The sequence below is a fragment of the Planococcus sp. NCCP-2050 genome, assembly GCF_023708025.1.
Taxonomy (GTDB): Bacteria; Bacillota; Bacilli; order Bacillales_A; family Planococcaceae; genus Planococcus.
This window is the reverse complement of record NZ_BRCX01000001.1, coordinates 1,589,643-1,602,830: the sequence shown is the minus strand read 5'-3', so window position 1 is coordinate 1,602,830 and position 13,188 is coordinate 1,589,643. Positions and strand designations below refer to the sequence as shown.

Annotated in this window: 19 protein-coding genes and 1 riboswitch; of the genes, 14 read left to right on the top strand and 5 right to left on the bottom strand. The window is 47.1% G+C overall.

Annotated features, from left to right (window positions below):
* Positions 1-37: 37 nt before the first annotated feature.
* Positions 38-493 carry a YehR family lipoprotein gene (locus NFU07_RS07915; protein WP_251476499.1) on the bottom strand — a complete coding sequence of 152 codons (456 nt, stop codon included), beginning with the start codon at positions 491-493 and terminating at the stop codon, positions 38-40.
* A 274-nt stretch (positions 494-767) separates the two neighbouring features.
* Between NFU07_RS07915 and NFU07_RS07910 the strand changes: the two genes are divergently transcribed.
* Positions 768-1,250: a DUF2975 domain-containing protein gene (locus NFU07_RS07910; protein WP_235197500.1), complete on the top strand. Its 483-nt coding sequence runs from the start codon at positions 768-770 to the stop codon at positions 1,248-1,250.
* Between the two features lie 24 nt (positions 1,251-1,274).
* On the top strand, positions 1,275-1,694 hold the full coding sequence (locus NFU07_RS07905; protein WP_251476498.1) for a hypothetical protein: 420 nt from the start codon (positions 1,275-1,277) through the stop codon (positions 1,692-1,694).
* A gap of 28 nt (positions 1,695-1,722) precedes the next feature.
* Here NFU07_RS07905 and NFU07_RS07900 read toward each other — a convergent pair whose 3' ends face one another.
* Positions 1,723-2,133, bottom strand: coding sequence for an Lrp/AsnC family transcriptional regulator (locus NFU07_RS07900; RefSeq protein ID WP_251477158.1), 411 nt, complete (start codon positions 2,131-2,133; stop codon positions 1,723-1,725).
* 117 nt (positions 2,134-2,250) lie between these two features.
* On the opposite strand from NFU07_RS07900, the gene NFU07_RS07895 reads away from it, so the two are divergent.
* Positions 2,251-3,012: an MBL fold metallo-hydrolase gene (locus NFU07_RS07895; protein WP_251476497.1), complete on the top strand. Its 762-nt coding sequence runs from the start codon at positions 2,251-2,253 to the stop codon at positions 3,010-3,012.
* 85 nt (positions 3,013-3,097) lie between these two features.
* Here NFU07_RS07895 and NFU07_RS07890 read toward each other — a convergent pair whose 3' ends face one another.
* Positions 3,098-3,895, bottom strand: a complete 798-nt coding sequence (locus NFU07_RS07890) for a hypothetical protein (protein ID WP_251476496.1) — start codon at positions 3,893-3,895, stop codon at positions 3,098-3,100.
* The gene (locus NFU07_RS07885) at positions 3,882-4,406 is read right to left on the bottom strand and encodes an RNA polymerase sigma factor (RefSeq protein ID WP_251476495.1); all 525 of its coding nucleotides are present in this window, start codon (positions 4,404-4,406) and stop codon (positions 3,882-3,884) included. Before NFU07_RS07885 ends, NFU07_RS07890 begins: the two co-directional genes overlap by 14 nt.
* 328 nt (positions 4,407-4,734) lie before the next feature.
* Between NFU07_RS07885 and NFU07_RS07880 the strand changes: the two genes are divergently transcribed.
* The 8 genes from NFU07_RS07880 to NFU07_RS07845 all read left to right on the top strand — a co-directional run bounded on the left by NFU07_RS07880 (position 4,735) and on the right by NFU07_RS07845 (position 10,640).
* A complete protein-coding gene (locus NFU07_RS07880) occupies positions 4,735-5,457 on the top strand; it encodes a hypothetical protein (protein ID WP_251476494.1) in 723 nt (240 codons plus the stop codon).
* Between the two features lie 15 nt (positions 5,458-5,472).
* Positions 5,473-5,862, top strand: coding sequence for a GntR family transcriptional regulator (locus NFU07_RS07875; protein WP_251476492.1), 390 nt, complete (start codon positions 5,473-5,475; stop codon positions 5,860-5,862).
* Between the two features lie 3 nt (positions 5,863-5,865).
* On the top strand, positions 5,866-6,711 hold the full coding sequence (locus NFU07_RS07870) for an ATP-binding cassette domain-containing protein (protein ID WP_251476483.1): 846 nt from the start codon (positions 5,866-5,868) through the stop codon (positions 6,709-6,711).
* Positions 6,712-6,733: 22 nt separating this feature from the next.
* Entirely contained in the window at positions 6,734-7,666 is a 933-nt protein-coding gene (locus NFU07_RS07865; RefSeq protein ID WP_251476481.1) for an ABC transporter ATP-binding protein, read from the top strand.
* Positions 7,659-8,867 carry an ABC transporter permease gene (locus tag NFU07_RS07860; RefSeq protein WP_251476479.1) on the top strand — a complete coding sequence of 403 codons (1,209 nt, stop codon included), beginning with the start codon at positions 7,659-7,661 and terminating at the stop codon, positions 8,865-8,867. Before NFU07_RS07865 ends, NFU07_RS07860 begins: the two co-directional genes overlap by 8 nt.
* A 71-nt stretch (positions 8,868-8,938) precedes the next feature.
* Positions 8,939-9,040, top strand: a riboswitch (SAM riboswitch).
* Between the two features lie 94 nt (positions 9,041-9,134).
* Positions 9,135-9,881: a cyclase family protein gene (locus NFU07_RS07855; RefSeq protein WP_251476476.1), complete on the top strand. Its 747-nt coding sequence runs from the start codon at positions 9,135-9,137 to the stop codon at positions 9,879-9,881.
* Between the two features lie 149 nt (positions 9,882-10,030).
* Complete coding sequence (locus tag NFU07_RS07850) at positions 10,031-10,264, top strand: hypothetical protein (protein ID WP_235197485.1); 234 nt, start codon at positions 10,031-10,033, stop codon at positions 10,262-10,264.
* 28 nt (positions 10,265-10,292) lie between these two features.
* Entirely contained in the window at positions 10,293-10,640 is a 348-nt protein-coding gene (locus NFU07_RS07845; protein WP_251476474.1) for a hypothetical protein, read from the top strand.
* Between the two features lie 50 nt (positions 10,641-10,690).
* Here NFU07_RS07845 and NFU07_RS07840 read toward each other — a convergent pair whose 3' ends face one another.
* Positions 10,691-11,137 carry a hypothetical protein gene (locus tag NFU07_RS07840; protein WP_251476472.1) on the bottom strand — a complete coding sequence of 149 codons (447 nt, stop codon included), beginning with the start codon at positions 11,135-11,137 and terminating at the stop codon, positions 10,691-10,693.
* Between the two features lie 208 nt (positions 11,138-11,345).
* Between NFU07_RS07840 and NFU07_RS07835 the strand changes: the two genes are divergently transcribed.
* From NFU07_RS07835 to NFU07_RS07825, 3 genes are all read left to right on the top strand, one after another.
* The gene (locus NFU07_RS07835; protein WP_251476471.1) at positions 11,346-11,825 is read left to right on the top strand and encodes a DUF2975 domain-containing protein; all 480 of its coding nucleotides are present in this window, start codon (positions 11,346-11,348) and stop codon (positions 11,823-11,825) included.
* A gap of 9 nt (positions 11,826-11,834) precedes the next feature.
* Entirely contained in the window at positions 11,835-12,056 is a 222-nt protein-coding gene (locus tag NFU07_RS07830) for a helix-turn-helix domain-containing protein (RefSeq protein ID WP_235197481.1), read from the top strand.
* 313 nt (positions 12,057-12,369) lie between these two features.
* The gene (locus tag NFU07_RS07825; RefSeq protein ID WP_251476469.1) at positions 12,370-13,056 is read left to right on the top strand and encodes a FusB/FusC family EF-G-binding protein; all 687 of its coding nucleotides are present in this window, start codon (positions 12,370-12,372) and stop codon (positions 13,054-13,056) included.
* Positions 13,057-13,188 lie beyond the last annotated feature (132 nt).

The window sequence follows — 13,188 nt, the reverse complement described above, 5'->3', positions numbered from 1 at the left end:
TTTTACTCTTCCTATTTTATTTGCCGATTTCAGTTTGTTAGTCCACTTCTTTGAAGCCTTGGCTTTCCAGAATTTCAAGGGACTTTTCCATGCTGACGCCGTTGTCTTTCGGGTCATCACTGAAGGACATGCCCGGCAAATTCTCGATTTCATCAAAATCGACCGCTTCGTAATCAATTTCCAGTGTTTCCACTGCTTTTTCTTCGTCGTATTCCATATTATGCGTGATGCCTTCGATGCCTTGGAATTGCTCGATCAACGGATCGAATACTTCCTGTGCCTGTTCTTTCGATTCGAGGCCGGCTACATCATACTGAATCAGATTTTCCGTCGATTGTTTCGTTACTTTGTCTCCTTCAGTCGTGTAGATCATCGTCGTGACAACGCCGTCATTCTCCAATTCAAATGTTCGGGTTGATTCTTCTTCTCCTCCGCATGCTGCTAATAGCATTGCTGCTGCCAATAAGGCCATTGCCCCTTTGAACTTTTTCATTCGTGCACCCCTTATGTCATCATATGTATTACATTTTTAACCATACCACTCTTCAAACAAGTTGAAACGGCAAAACAGGGCTACGGCAAGAAGAATTTCTGGTGCATACTACAAACGCCTTCAATTTCAAATTAATCAATAGGAATGTACGAGCATAAGAGTGGATATCCTAAAAAACAATACAATAGTTCTCTTAATCAATATTAATTTATTGTATTTCGATAAATATGATGATAAAATCAAATCAATATTAAAACGAAGCGAGGTGCTTATCATGAGCAGGGGATCTACACTTTTTCTGAAGTTCGTCATCATCCTCATGGGAATGCCGATTCTTGCCGGCTGCATCTACGGCTTATCACGGTTCGATCCGGATTCGCCGTACTGGGCAACCGAGGAGCTGGCAAAATTACAGTATCCATTGCTAATCGGCATGTACGCGGCCATGGTCCCGTTTTTCATCGCGCTTTTCCAAACCTTGAAACTGCTGAGCTTCATCGACCGGGATCAGGCATTTTCGCAGCTGTCCATAAAAGCGCTGAAAACCATCAAATACTGTGCTGTCGCGGTCAGTGCGCTGTTCACTATTGAGCTGCCATTCTTTTATCTCCTGACAAAAGCGGATGATGCACCGGGTGTGCTGATCGGAGCAGTCGTCATTTTCGCCTCGCTGGTCGTCGCAGTCTTTGCAGCTGTGCTTCAAAAATTGCTGGAGGACGCGATCCGGATCAAAGAAGAAAACGATTTGATTGTCTGAATGATTGAAAAGGGGGAAATGGATTTGTTGAGGAAATATGTGAGTGGATATAACTTATTATTGGCTTTGGGTGCGTTCTATATGGGGACTAGCATATTGCTTAGTGAAGGGATATTTGGGGAATTCCCGCCAGAATGGACTGGCCGTATGTCGTTTAACAGCTGGGAGAGCTTAGCGCTATTCGGAATCGTGGTTTTTGGAGTTGGAAATGCAGCGATTGCGGTAATGGGATTCGTAAAAAACACGAAACACGTATTTGGGCTGACGGCCATGATGGGTGCTTTGCTGTTCGCAGCATCCGTCATGCCTGCGGTTTTGGTAGGGGAATGGTATTTGCCGACCGTTCAACTTCTTGCGATAGGCATTCTGCAACTGGCGCTGGGGTTATTCGGAGGATTAAGGGGACAACTGAAAAGAACACAGCAACTAACAAAACAGCTCTGAAAACGAGCTGTTTTTTTATAAATGAGAATTATTTGCTGATGATGATGGATAACTTGTAATTGGCAAATTCGCTCAATCCAATCAAAAATTCATCGAGTCTTTCGTTGGAGGGGAATTTGCATTCAAGGAGGTAACAACTGTCTCCGCTGATTTTGTAGTTCTGAATGACAAAAGGAGCTTGTGCTTTTGTATAGGAAAGATAGGCTGCTTGATAGTTGCTTTTCATGATGACATTAATCATTGCATGGACAAAACAGCCCATCTTCAGCTGGTTTACTTTAATGGTATAGCCTTCAATGATGCCCGCAGTTTCCAGTTTTTCCACCCGTGCCGAAGTGGCGGGGCTGCTTAAATGCACCTTTTCGCTCAACTCTTTCATGGTGATTCGGCTATTCTTGGAAAGTTCGTCTAAAATTCGCAAATCCGTCTGATCCAAGATTTTTTCAACTCCTTTTATTAATAAAGTCAAAGCGGCAAAAGACTTTATTTAATCTATATAAATTCGAATGGGCTCTAGTATACAATGGTTGGACATCAAACAAAAGGAGTTGGAATCATGAACATTCGCCACATTCGCAACGCAACCTTGGTTGTGGACTATGCAGGGAAGAAATTTTTAGTGGATCCATTTTTATCTGAGAAAGGAACGCTTCCCCCTTTCCCGAATTCAGCAAGACAAGACCAGAACAATCCGCTGGCGAGCTTACCCGCTTCAATTGAAGAAGTAATTGCAGGCGTGGATGCTGTAATTGTTACGCATACCCACTTGGACCACTGGGACGATGCAGCAAAAGACGCATTGCCGAAAGACATAAAAGTGTTCACACAAAATGAAGAGGACAAAACCGAGATTGAAGGCGCCGGCTTCACCAACATCGAAGTTCTTCAGGAAGATACGGTATTTGAAGACATTCAATTGATCAAAACAAAAGGCGAACACGGCAGAGGCGAAATCCTGAAAATGGCCGGCCATGTATGCGGTGTCGTCTTCAAGCATGAAGATGAAAAAACGCTTTATGTTGCCGGAGACACGGTTTGGTATGAAGAAGTGGAAAAAACGATCGATGCCCACAACCCCGAAGTTATCGTAGTAAATGCAGGAGACAACCAATTCCTTGAAGGCGGTTCACTCGTCATGAATGAAGAAGATGTCTACGAAGTGCACAAAGCGGCACCGGAAGCGACGATCCTCTCGGTTCATATGGAAGCGGTCAACCATTGGAAACTTTCTAAAGCCGATTTGAAGAGATTTGCGGAAGAAAAAGGCATGGCTTCGAATGTGGTTATTCCAAATGACGGGGATTCCTATTCATTCTAAATAGCAAAAAGAGAATAAGCTTTAATCAGCTTATTCTCTTTTGTATATGAAAGTAGACAAAGAAAAACGCTGCCCAAAGGCAGCGTCAATAAATGTCTTCGTTCATGGCGGTGAGCAAGCCATCCTTATCCAGAAATTGCAGCTCCTCGATTTTTCCTTCTTCCGAAGCTATGGCTTCGCCTTCGAACGCATACGGCTGGACTTCTCCGTCTGCATTTTTGTAGTCGACTTGGAAAGTGAATTGATACATTTTCAGGTTGTTTTCGTTTTGGCTGATTTTAATATCCGACGCTGTCAGGTCATAGTCGCCCTCAAAACCGCTGTACATAAAAGCAGGAGTGGCATTTAAAAACTTGTCATAGCCGTTTTCTGTGAAGTAAGAAGCATACGTCTCCGCCATGTAGTCTAAATAATTTTGCCATACCGGCGTTTCCTGCAGGGCATCGAACTCTTCTTGAGTTGAGATATTGCTCTGAGCTTCCATTGCCGCTTCCGATAATTCTTTATACTTCTCATCGGGCCCGTCAAATTCTTTTTCAATGACAGCCTGAATGGATTCTTTGCTCGTTTCGGCATCGACCGCTTCGTTTCCTGACAAGGCAGGTTCTTCTTCTGTGTTATTTCCCGTCGTTGTTCCGCTGTCTCCTTGAAGGAGCGTTTGCGAAAGGAAAATGATCCCGGCCACTAAAAGGATGGAGCACAGCACTAAACTGGAGGTGAATTTAAAGCCATTGAAAAATCGGGTCTTGGATTCCTGCTTATCCAAATTCGATAAAATCCGGCTATGCAGCCTTGCTTTATGGCTCCCGCTCCAAACGATATCCTGATCCAATTGTTTCAACTGATTGTCTAAGGCATTTTGTGTGCCATCAGTTTTTTTCATGGATAATTCCCTCCTTATTCAACTGTTTTTCCAATGCGGAAAGGGCACGGGAAAGCGTGTTTTTCACTTTGCTCTCGGACCAACTTAAAATTTCGCCAGTCTCCTGGATACTGAACTCCCTTATTTTCCTCAAGACAATGACTTCCCGGTACGGGGCTTTCAGCTGGCCTAAGGCATCATAAAGTTCGGTGGAATTCTCCTTGATCTCCACGATGCCTTCAGGTGCCGCGTTCGCGCTTTTCCCGAGCAGCACGAGCTCTTTTAAAAGCTCCAAAGGCTTTTGCTTTCGAATAAAATCAATGGTGACATTATGCGCAATCCGAAAAAGCCATGTTTTCGGATTTGCTTTTCGTTCAAAGCTGTCATAAGACCGGAATGCTTTGATAAACGTCTCTTGTGTTAAATCTTCCGCTTGTTGATGATCGCGCACCATCAGCAAGATATATCTGAAGACCGGATCGCCGTGCTGCTGATACCACTCAGTGATTTCGACTTTTCTTTCGTTGGCCAAGGAATCTCGCCCCCTAATTTAGCTTTCTACTTGTTAGACGGAATTAAAAATCAAAAGTCGTGTTTTTGGGAAATTAATTTATTTTTTTGCATATTAGCAAAGTATACAAGAACAGTAAGCCTGCACACGGATATTTTACAAGCAATATTGCAGCTTTCCATAGTTGAATAGAGGAACCCTTCAGGAAAGAGCCCTCTTTTCTGGAGGGTTTTATCGTGTCGGAAGAATTGTCAAACTATTTTACACAATCGGTTGACAAGTCCAAAAAGGATTTGTTACTGTGTATATGAGTATAAACAGTATAACAGTTAAAAAGGAGTGTATATAAATGAGTGAATGGAAACAGGCTTCCCGGCTGGCAGCTTTTGAGCTGAAAGCCTCGATGAAAAGTTTGATCACGATTTTTGTTTTTTATATCGCCATGGCACTGATCGTCATGGCATCGTTTGACCTTTACCTGGATGGCGAGTTTCAGTTTTTTGATCTCTTATTCTTGGTGATTTTCTTCCTGTTCCCAGCTTGGATGAAGAGCAAGGAATTCCAGATGCAGAAGCTGGACGGGGATTTATGGACAGCGCCGTCGATCGTCATGCTGCAGCAGCTCCCCATCCCAAAAGATGTCATCATCAAAAGCCGATTTGTCGTACATGCCGTTTGTTCGTTTCCGTTTCAGCTGCTTTTGCTGATCAGTTTGCCGCTGATGTCGGAAAATTTCAGGAATCTGATGACGCCGGTCACCTATATCGCATTCGTCCTGATTTGGCTCGCGCTATCGATTGCAGTTGGATTCATCATGGCATCGAGTGAAGCAGGCGGCAATTTTAAGACCCGCGCGATTGTGAAGTCGTTTATCTATATGATTGCAGGCATTGCGGCCATCTACGGACTGATTTACTTATTCGCAGACCACGGAATTGTTCGCTGGACGATCACACTTGCAACGGACTGGACGTGGGTGTCTGTGATTGTGGCCATTGTTTTGAGTGTCGCCGGCTGGAAATACTGGCAGGCGGATATGCGGAAAATGATCAAGAAAACGGATTACCTGTGAGAGGGGGACTAGAGTTTGCTGCCGATACGTTTATCCAAAGATTCTCGTGAACCCATTTACCATCAAATTGAAAAGCAGCTGAAAGCCTTGATTGCCGGCGGCCATCTCGCAGCCGGAACGCCGCTTCCGTCGATCCGGGCGCTGTCGAAAGACCTGGAAATCAGCGTCATTACGATACGCCGCGCCTATCAGGATTTGGAAGCACAGGGCTTTATCGAAACAGCCCACGGCAAAGGAACGTTTGTAAAAGAAATACAAGGCACCATGAAACAAGACACGATGACAGCTTCGGTCCGGGCGGAATTCGAGCGGGCTATCCAAAACGCCATGGACTATGATTACACGGCCGGTGAAATCAAAGCGGTCTTTGAAGAGATTCTAGAAAAACTCGGAAAAGGGGAATGACAGATGCCAGCATGGATTGAACTAAAAGACGCCAGAAAGAAAGTGGACGATTTTCAGCTGGGTCCGGTAAACCTTGAAATCGAAGCGGGCACCATCACAGCACTCGTCGGGAACAACGGCTCCGGCAAAAGCACATTGCTGAAGCTGATGATGAACCTCGCCAGCATGGACGGAGGAGCAATCCGCATCCTCGGCAAACCGGTTGACGGCGGAGACGAAAGCTGGAAACGGCACATCACCTTTCAGCCGCAAAAACAGGTCGGCTGGAACGCCTATACCGGAAATGAATTGAAAAACCTCATTGCGCCGCTCTATTTAAAATGGGACGACAAGCTTTTTGAACACATCACCCGGCTCTTTGATATCCCGCTCGAAAAGCGCTTCGGCAAATTATCGCCCGGCATGCAGCAGAAGCTGAGCTTAGCACTCGCTTTGCCGCGCAAAACAGATATTTTGATCTTGGACGAGCCGACTGCATCGCTCGACATCCCTTCAAAAAAGCAGTTCATGGATTTGCTGGTTGATTGGATGGAGCCGGAAGACCGCGCCGTCGTCTTGACGACGCATCAGGCGGACGATTTGCGGAAACTCGCAGATTACCTGTTTCTCATGCAAGACGGACAAGGCGTCGGTCTGTACGAGAAAGACCGGCTGGTTGCGGGCTACCGCCGCTACTGGCTCACGGAAATGCCGGATGGACCGGTGCCGGGAGAACTTTCCCGAGAGGGACGCCAACTGATCAGCGAGAACCCTGATGCAACAGAACAGTTTATCGTGGCGCAAAAGATACAAGTCCTCGATGACCAAGCATTGGAACTGGAAGAAATCATCAGCCTGCTGCTGAAATAACAATCCGGAAAGGATGAAGAACATGGAGACGATGCTCGCTGTAGAAGGTTTAGGCAAATCATTCAAAGACAAACAGATCATCTCGAATATTTCATTTGAAGTGAAAAAAGGGGAAATCATGGCGCTGCTCGGGCCGAACGGGGCCGGAAAGTCGACGACGATCCGAAACATCATGGGCATCATGTACCCGGATGCGGGGTCAATCACATTCCACAACAGCAAAAACAAAGAAATCCCGCGCAACAAAATCGGATACCTGCCGGAAGAGCGCGGCCTTTATAAAAACGTCAACGTTATGGACATCCTGCTGTATCTCGCAGAGTTGAAAGACTATCCGAAAAACCGCGCAAAAGAACGGGCACTCGAGTATTTAAAAAAGTTCGGGCTTGAAGGAAAAGACAAAGTCGCCGTGGAAGAACTGTCAAAAGGGATGGGCCAGAAAGTGCAGTTTATCGCATCGATTCTCCATGAACCGGAGCTTCTGATTCTCGATGAGCCGTTTTCAGGGCTTGACCCGGTCAGCCAGGAGCTGTTCAAGGAAGAAATTCGTTCCCTTGCGGAAAAAGGCACAGCGATTCTCTTGTCTTCGCACCAGATGAATCTGGTCGAAGAAATGGCTGACCGTCTGTTTTTAATCCACCGTGGAACGAAAGTGATCTACGGGACGCTCAGCGAAGTGAAAAGGGAATACGCCAACTTCAAATGCACAATCAACGGCGTGAACAGCCGGAGCCTGCTTGAAGGGTTGCCGGAAGTGGAACGGGTTGAACAAAACGGGGAAATCGCGGTGCTGTATCTGTCGCGGAATGTGCAGCCGGCCGTCTGGCTGAAGAATCTGCCGGCGGAACTGGACATCCAGGAACTGTCGATCGACCGCATCTCGCTGCACGAAATCTTCATCGACATCGCCACTGACAAGAATCTTTTGAAGGAAGCGGGTGAAACACATGCGTAACACGATGAAAGTCGCCAAATGGGAAATCAAACGCAATATGAAAAGTAAATCGTTCATCATCGGCTTGTTTCTGACACCGATCATTTTCCTGGCCTTCTTCTTGCTGCCGGACCTGTTCCGTTCAGACGACGAATCGGCTGCAACGAAAGTCTACGTCAACGACGAGCTTGGAGTCTACGAACAATTGGAAGCCGCTGCAGCCTCAACCGAATGGCAGCTGGAAGAAACGCAAATCGCCGAACAGGAAGCGGAAGCGGCGCTTGAAGTAGAAGAAGATGCCGCATACGTCTTTATCAACGAACAGTCGGTTGAAAACGGCAAAGTCACGGTCTATACAAACGAAGATACCGATTCGGGTTTCATGGAGGAAGTCCAAGTGCTGAGCGGTCCGCTGCAGATGATGCAGATCGAACAGCTTGGATTGACGCCGGAAGAAGCGGGAATGGTCGCGCAGGGCATCGTCTTTGAAGACGCTTCCGTTGAAGCGGAAGATGGCGGACTGTTCAGCGAAGAGATGCTCGAACGAATCATTCCAGGCGCTTTCGCTGCTGTCGTCATGCTGTCGATCGTCTTCACGGGTATGGCGATCTTTCAAAGCGCGTCTCAGGAGAAGAAAGACAAAATCGCCGAAATCATCCTGTCGTCTTTGACGCCGGCCGATTTGATGCAAGGCAAGATCATCGGCTATTTCGTCCTCGGCATCATCCAGCTGATCGTCTATGTTGCGATCATCTTGCCGGTGCTGCTGTGGAAAATCGATATGCCGATCATGGAATACTTGCTTGTGCCGGAACTGGCCGTCTTGCTGCTGATTGCGGTACTCGGCTATCTCTTGTATGCTGCACTGTTTGTCGGCATCGGCGCCACCATGGCCGACATCTCGACCGCCGGAAACTTCCAGGGTCTTGTGATGATGCTGCCGTTCAGTCCGTTCCTGTTCATCGGTCCTGTATTCAGCGACCCGAGCGGATTCTGGGCACAGCTCGGAAGCTACATCCCGTTCACATCACCGGGAGTCTTGATCTTGCGCCTATCGCTCCTTGAAGAATGGCCATGGGTGGAAATCGGCATCGCTGTCGCCATTCTCGCCATCAGCGTCTGGGTCTTCATGAAGCTTGCCGGAAAAGTCTTCAAGACCGGAATTCTCATGTACGGCAAGAACGCAACACCGGGCGAAATCTGGAAATGGATTCGCGCTTAAAAAGAATTCAAAATAGATTGACTTTTCACTTGGCCGATTGTAGGATTATGAATAACTAATTGAATATAACTTTCTTATCAAGAGAGGTGGAGGGATTTGGCCCTTTGAAGCCTCAGCAACAGACTGCAAAGTACTGTGCTAATTCCAAAAGCGTTCAAGCTTGAAGATAAGAAGAGAACTTTGACCTTCATCTGCCAAACCCTCTTCTTAATCCAGGAAGAGGGTTTTTAGTTGCCCTCTATCCACAAACCCAAGGAGGAATTTACCATGCCCATCAAAACACTCGAAACGATCGAAGCCATCAATTTACTGAAACAGAAGACTTGGGTCGACTTGACTCATACATTCGGTCCTGACTCGCCGCATTTCTCGGCGTTTGAAGATGCGAAATTCGATACTTTGTTCAACCACGATGATGGATTCTTCGCCCAGCGCTTTACATTTCCCGGGCAATACGGAACCCATCTCGACGCACCGATCCATTTTGTCCGCGATGCCCGCTATCTTCACGAACTGGGGCTGAAGGAACTCGTTCTTCCGCTCGTTGTCATCGACAAGTCAAAAGAAGCGGAAGCAGACCCTGACTTTACGTTAGGGGTTGACGGCATTGAAGCGTTCGAAGCCGAACACGGCAAAATCGAAGCCGACACGTTCGTCGCGCTGCGCACGGATTGGAGCAAACGCTGGCCGGACAAGGAAGCCTTCGACAATAAAGACGAAGAAGGCAATAGCCATGCACCCGGCTGGTCCGTTGAAGCATTGAAATTCCTTTTTGAACAACGGGGAGTACGGGCAGTCGGCCATGAAACGTTCGACACCGACTCCGCCATCGACTACCGCAGAAACGGAGCGCTCCTCGGCGAGTATTATGTACTCGACCAAGACACGTATCAAGTCGAGCTGCTTGCGAATCTCGATCAGCTGCCGGCAAAAGGGGCCGTAATTTTCAACATCGTCCCGAAAGCGGACAAGGCTTCCGGCTTCCCGGTGCGGTCGTTTGCGATATTGCCATAAGAAATGAACGGATAGCCGATGCATCCTTTAAGGGGGCAGCGGCTTTTTCTATCCACCTTTTTCTGCAGCGCTTACATCCGCTATACAGTTGCGCTATAATGGGCTTACTCCATAGAGCTTTCACGGAGAAAACGAAAAGGGGTGACGGGATGGGAAACAAAAGCCACGGCTTGAAGCACGGCTGGACGTTTATTGCACATAAATCCTACAAGATCTATTCAAATGCCAATACCTATGTCGTCATTGATTACGAAAACGACGTCGTCCTCCAATTTACTGTGACGGACGCCGAGCTGGAAATCATCACCGCCAACTGGGGGCTCAATTTCAAAATCATTCTTGGCTTCAAGACCATCAAGATTTTGGACTACCCGGAGGAGTGATCCTAAAAAAACAGCAAAGGATGAGAAGATGCACCCGGAAATTGCTGAAATTTTAACAGACTGGACCCGCAAAATAAATGACGATGAATTTTACTTGGCCCGTTCCTTCGACCGGCTTATTGAAAAGAAGAGCAGCAGCGATGCTTTCAATTTCATTCCCGATATGATTCAGGCCATTCTTTTGACGGACGATGATTTTATCGCATCTCAGCTGGTGTTCTATCTGAACTGCCTGTACGGAAAAGCGGATACGACGGAGATTCATCCGGTGTTTCAAGAAACAAGAAGCGAACTCGAGCAGCATCTTATCCGTTTAGACGGCGATGATGCCCGAAACGAATACGAGGATTTGAAAAGAGACCTGCGTTTAACTTAAAAAATCAAAAAGCGCCTGACAGTCCGCTGTCAGGCGTTTCTTTTTGGATGTTAGTCATAAATCGACAGTTTCCCGGCATACTGCGCGCTTCCGCGGTCGGTCCGGAGGTTCACTTCGATCAAGTAATCGCCTATTTCGTCCGGCAAAGTGAACATGATGTCCTCGACTTCGACTGCTGTTTCTTCGCCGTCATGCCACAGCGTGACGCTTAAACTTTGAAGGTCAAAATCTCCGTGCTCAAAGAGTAAATCCACCTTTTCTCCCGCCACTAAGCGCATTTCCGGTTGCTTAGCGGCAAACGCCGAGAAGTCCTCCACTTCTTTATCGATCCGTTTATTTTCCGGCCCCAGCCAATCGACGTTCGCTTCCGCGAGTTTATCCCATTCGACAGGCGCACTGCTAGAAAGAGTAATGCCTGGCGGCGTAAAATCGTAGTTCTCTCCGATGCAGCCGGCCAAACAAATGAGCAGCATCAGGCCAATTGCCAATCGTTTCATCTCGCACCCCGATTCTTGACGTTCTTCTTGCTAATCTAGACCGCTTCCTTCGCGTAAAAGTTTCCATTCGCGGGGATCAAGCGGTCAGGGATGAAGAGAAAAACTAAAATTTAGGCTAATAAATTTCGCTAAACGACATTTATTTATTGATTTACGATAAATAATATGGTAAATTCAATTTAACAACAAACGAGTGAGGTGCTTTTTCATGAAACGGGAAACAATCTTTTTAAAGCTGGTCATTGTCCTGATGGCATTGCCGGCTTTGGCCATCTCTATTTTCGTCGTGCCGCCGATGACCGGTTTTGTCGGTGAGATTCTGCCGAAATGGGCGTTCCTGCAATACGTCTTTATGCTGACTTTATACGGTTCAGCCATCGCTTATTTCGCAGCGCTCTACCAAACGCTGAAGCTTCTGGGGTATATTGATAAAGGCATCGCTTTTTCGGAACGGTCGGTAAAAGCGCTGAAGAACATCAAATACTGTGCACTGACGATTACTGTGCTGTTCATCTTGAACTTGCCGATTATCCTGTATACGGCGCAGATAGATGATGCACCGGGCCTTGGGGGCTTGGGGATGATCATCACTTTCGGAGCGATCGTCATTGCGGTTTTCGCAGCGGTGCTCCAAAAGCTGCTGCAGAATGCCATCGATATAAAATCTGAAAACGATTTAACTGTGTGAGGTGCAACTATGGCGATTATTATCAATATTGACGTGATGCTGGCCAAACGGAAAATGAGTGTGACGGAACTGTCGGAACGGGTGGGCATCACCATGGCCAACCTGTCGATCCTGAAAAATGGCAAAGCGAAAGCGGTGCGCCTGTCGACACTCGACGCCATCTGCAAGGCGCTGGACTGCCAGCCGGGCGATGTGCTTGAGTACCGGGAAGACGAAAATCTGCAAGGCTAATAAACTTTTGAGAAACAGGACCCGCCAAAGCCGGCAGGTCCTGTTTTATTTTTAGAAAAACTGGCTCAATGGAAAAACGGGAAATTATGCAGTATGATGGAAGAGCAGGGAAGAGACCTGCTCCAAAGGAGTGATATCAGATGGCAATAAATCGATTGTCAGCGTCAGCAAAAACTCACGTAAAGCCTGGTATGCGGAATGGCGATACTTTATGTGGGGCAAGAAGTACGGATTAAATCGCCTGCAGATGTGTCATGGCCGATACACGGCTTCCTTATAGCATTTATCCAACAAACCATAAGGAGTGGCTCGAATGATACATGTAAAAGAAACGAACGACAAAATAGGAAACACGAATAGCGGACCGGAAGCATTTATCCGGAACGACCAATATAATTTCATCAAAGACCAGACGAAGATCCTCGTGAACGGACAGGCGACCGGCAACGACGCCGAAGTGCTGAACGTCCTTCGCCACCTGGCGCATGAAAAAGTTTTCAAGCTGTTCCCGTCGCTTGACGCCGAACAGAAAGCGGTCTTGAATCCGCTCGCTTCGGTCAAGGAAACCGCAGATGCGGAAATTTTCCTGGAACAACTATCCCCTTACGTCATCCCGTTCAAAAACGTGACCGACCAAGGCTTGAAGAAACTGTTCCCGAAAGCGAAAAAGCTGAAAGGGCCGAAACTCGACACCATCGATTTCAAGAAACGCTCGTACCTCAGCTGGATCGAAAGCTCGACACTTATGTACATGGTGATTGAAAAAGACGGCCGCTTCGAGGCGATCCACGGCAGCTTCACCCGCAGCGCCAAAAAAGGCATTTGCTCGATCTGCAACCGCCACAGCGAAGTCGGCATGTTCACCGCCAAAACGAAAGGGTCCAGCCAGGACAATTTCGTCAAACGCGGCAATTACGTCTGCCAAGACAACGAAGTCTGCAACAGCAACATCAATACATTGGAGCGCCTGCACGAATTCGTCGAGCGCCTTCAGAAATAGAAAAATGAAAAACGGCTTTCCAGGAGACTGGAGAGCCGTTTTTTTGTTTAACATATACTCGAATCACAACAACTAATCACAACACACGCTTACTTATAATATTTTTCGATTTCCGCTATAGTGAAAATACAA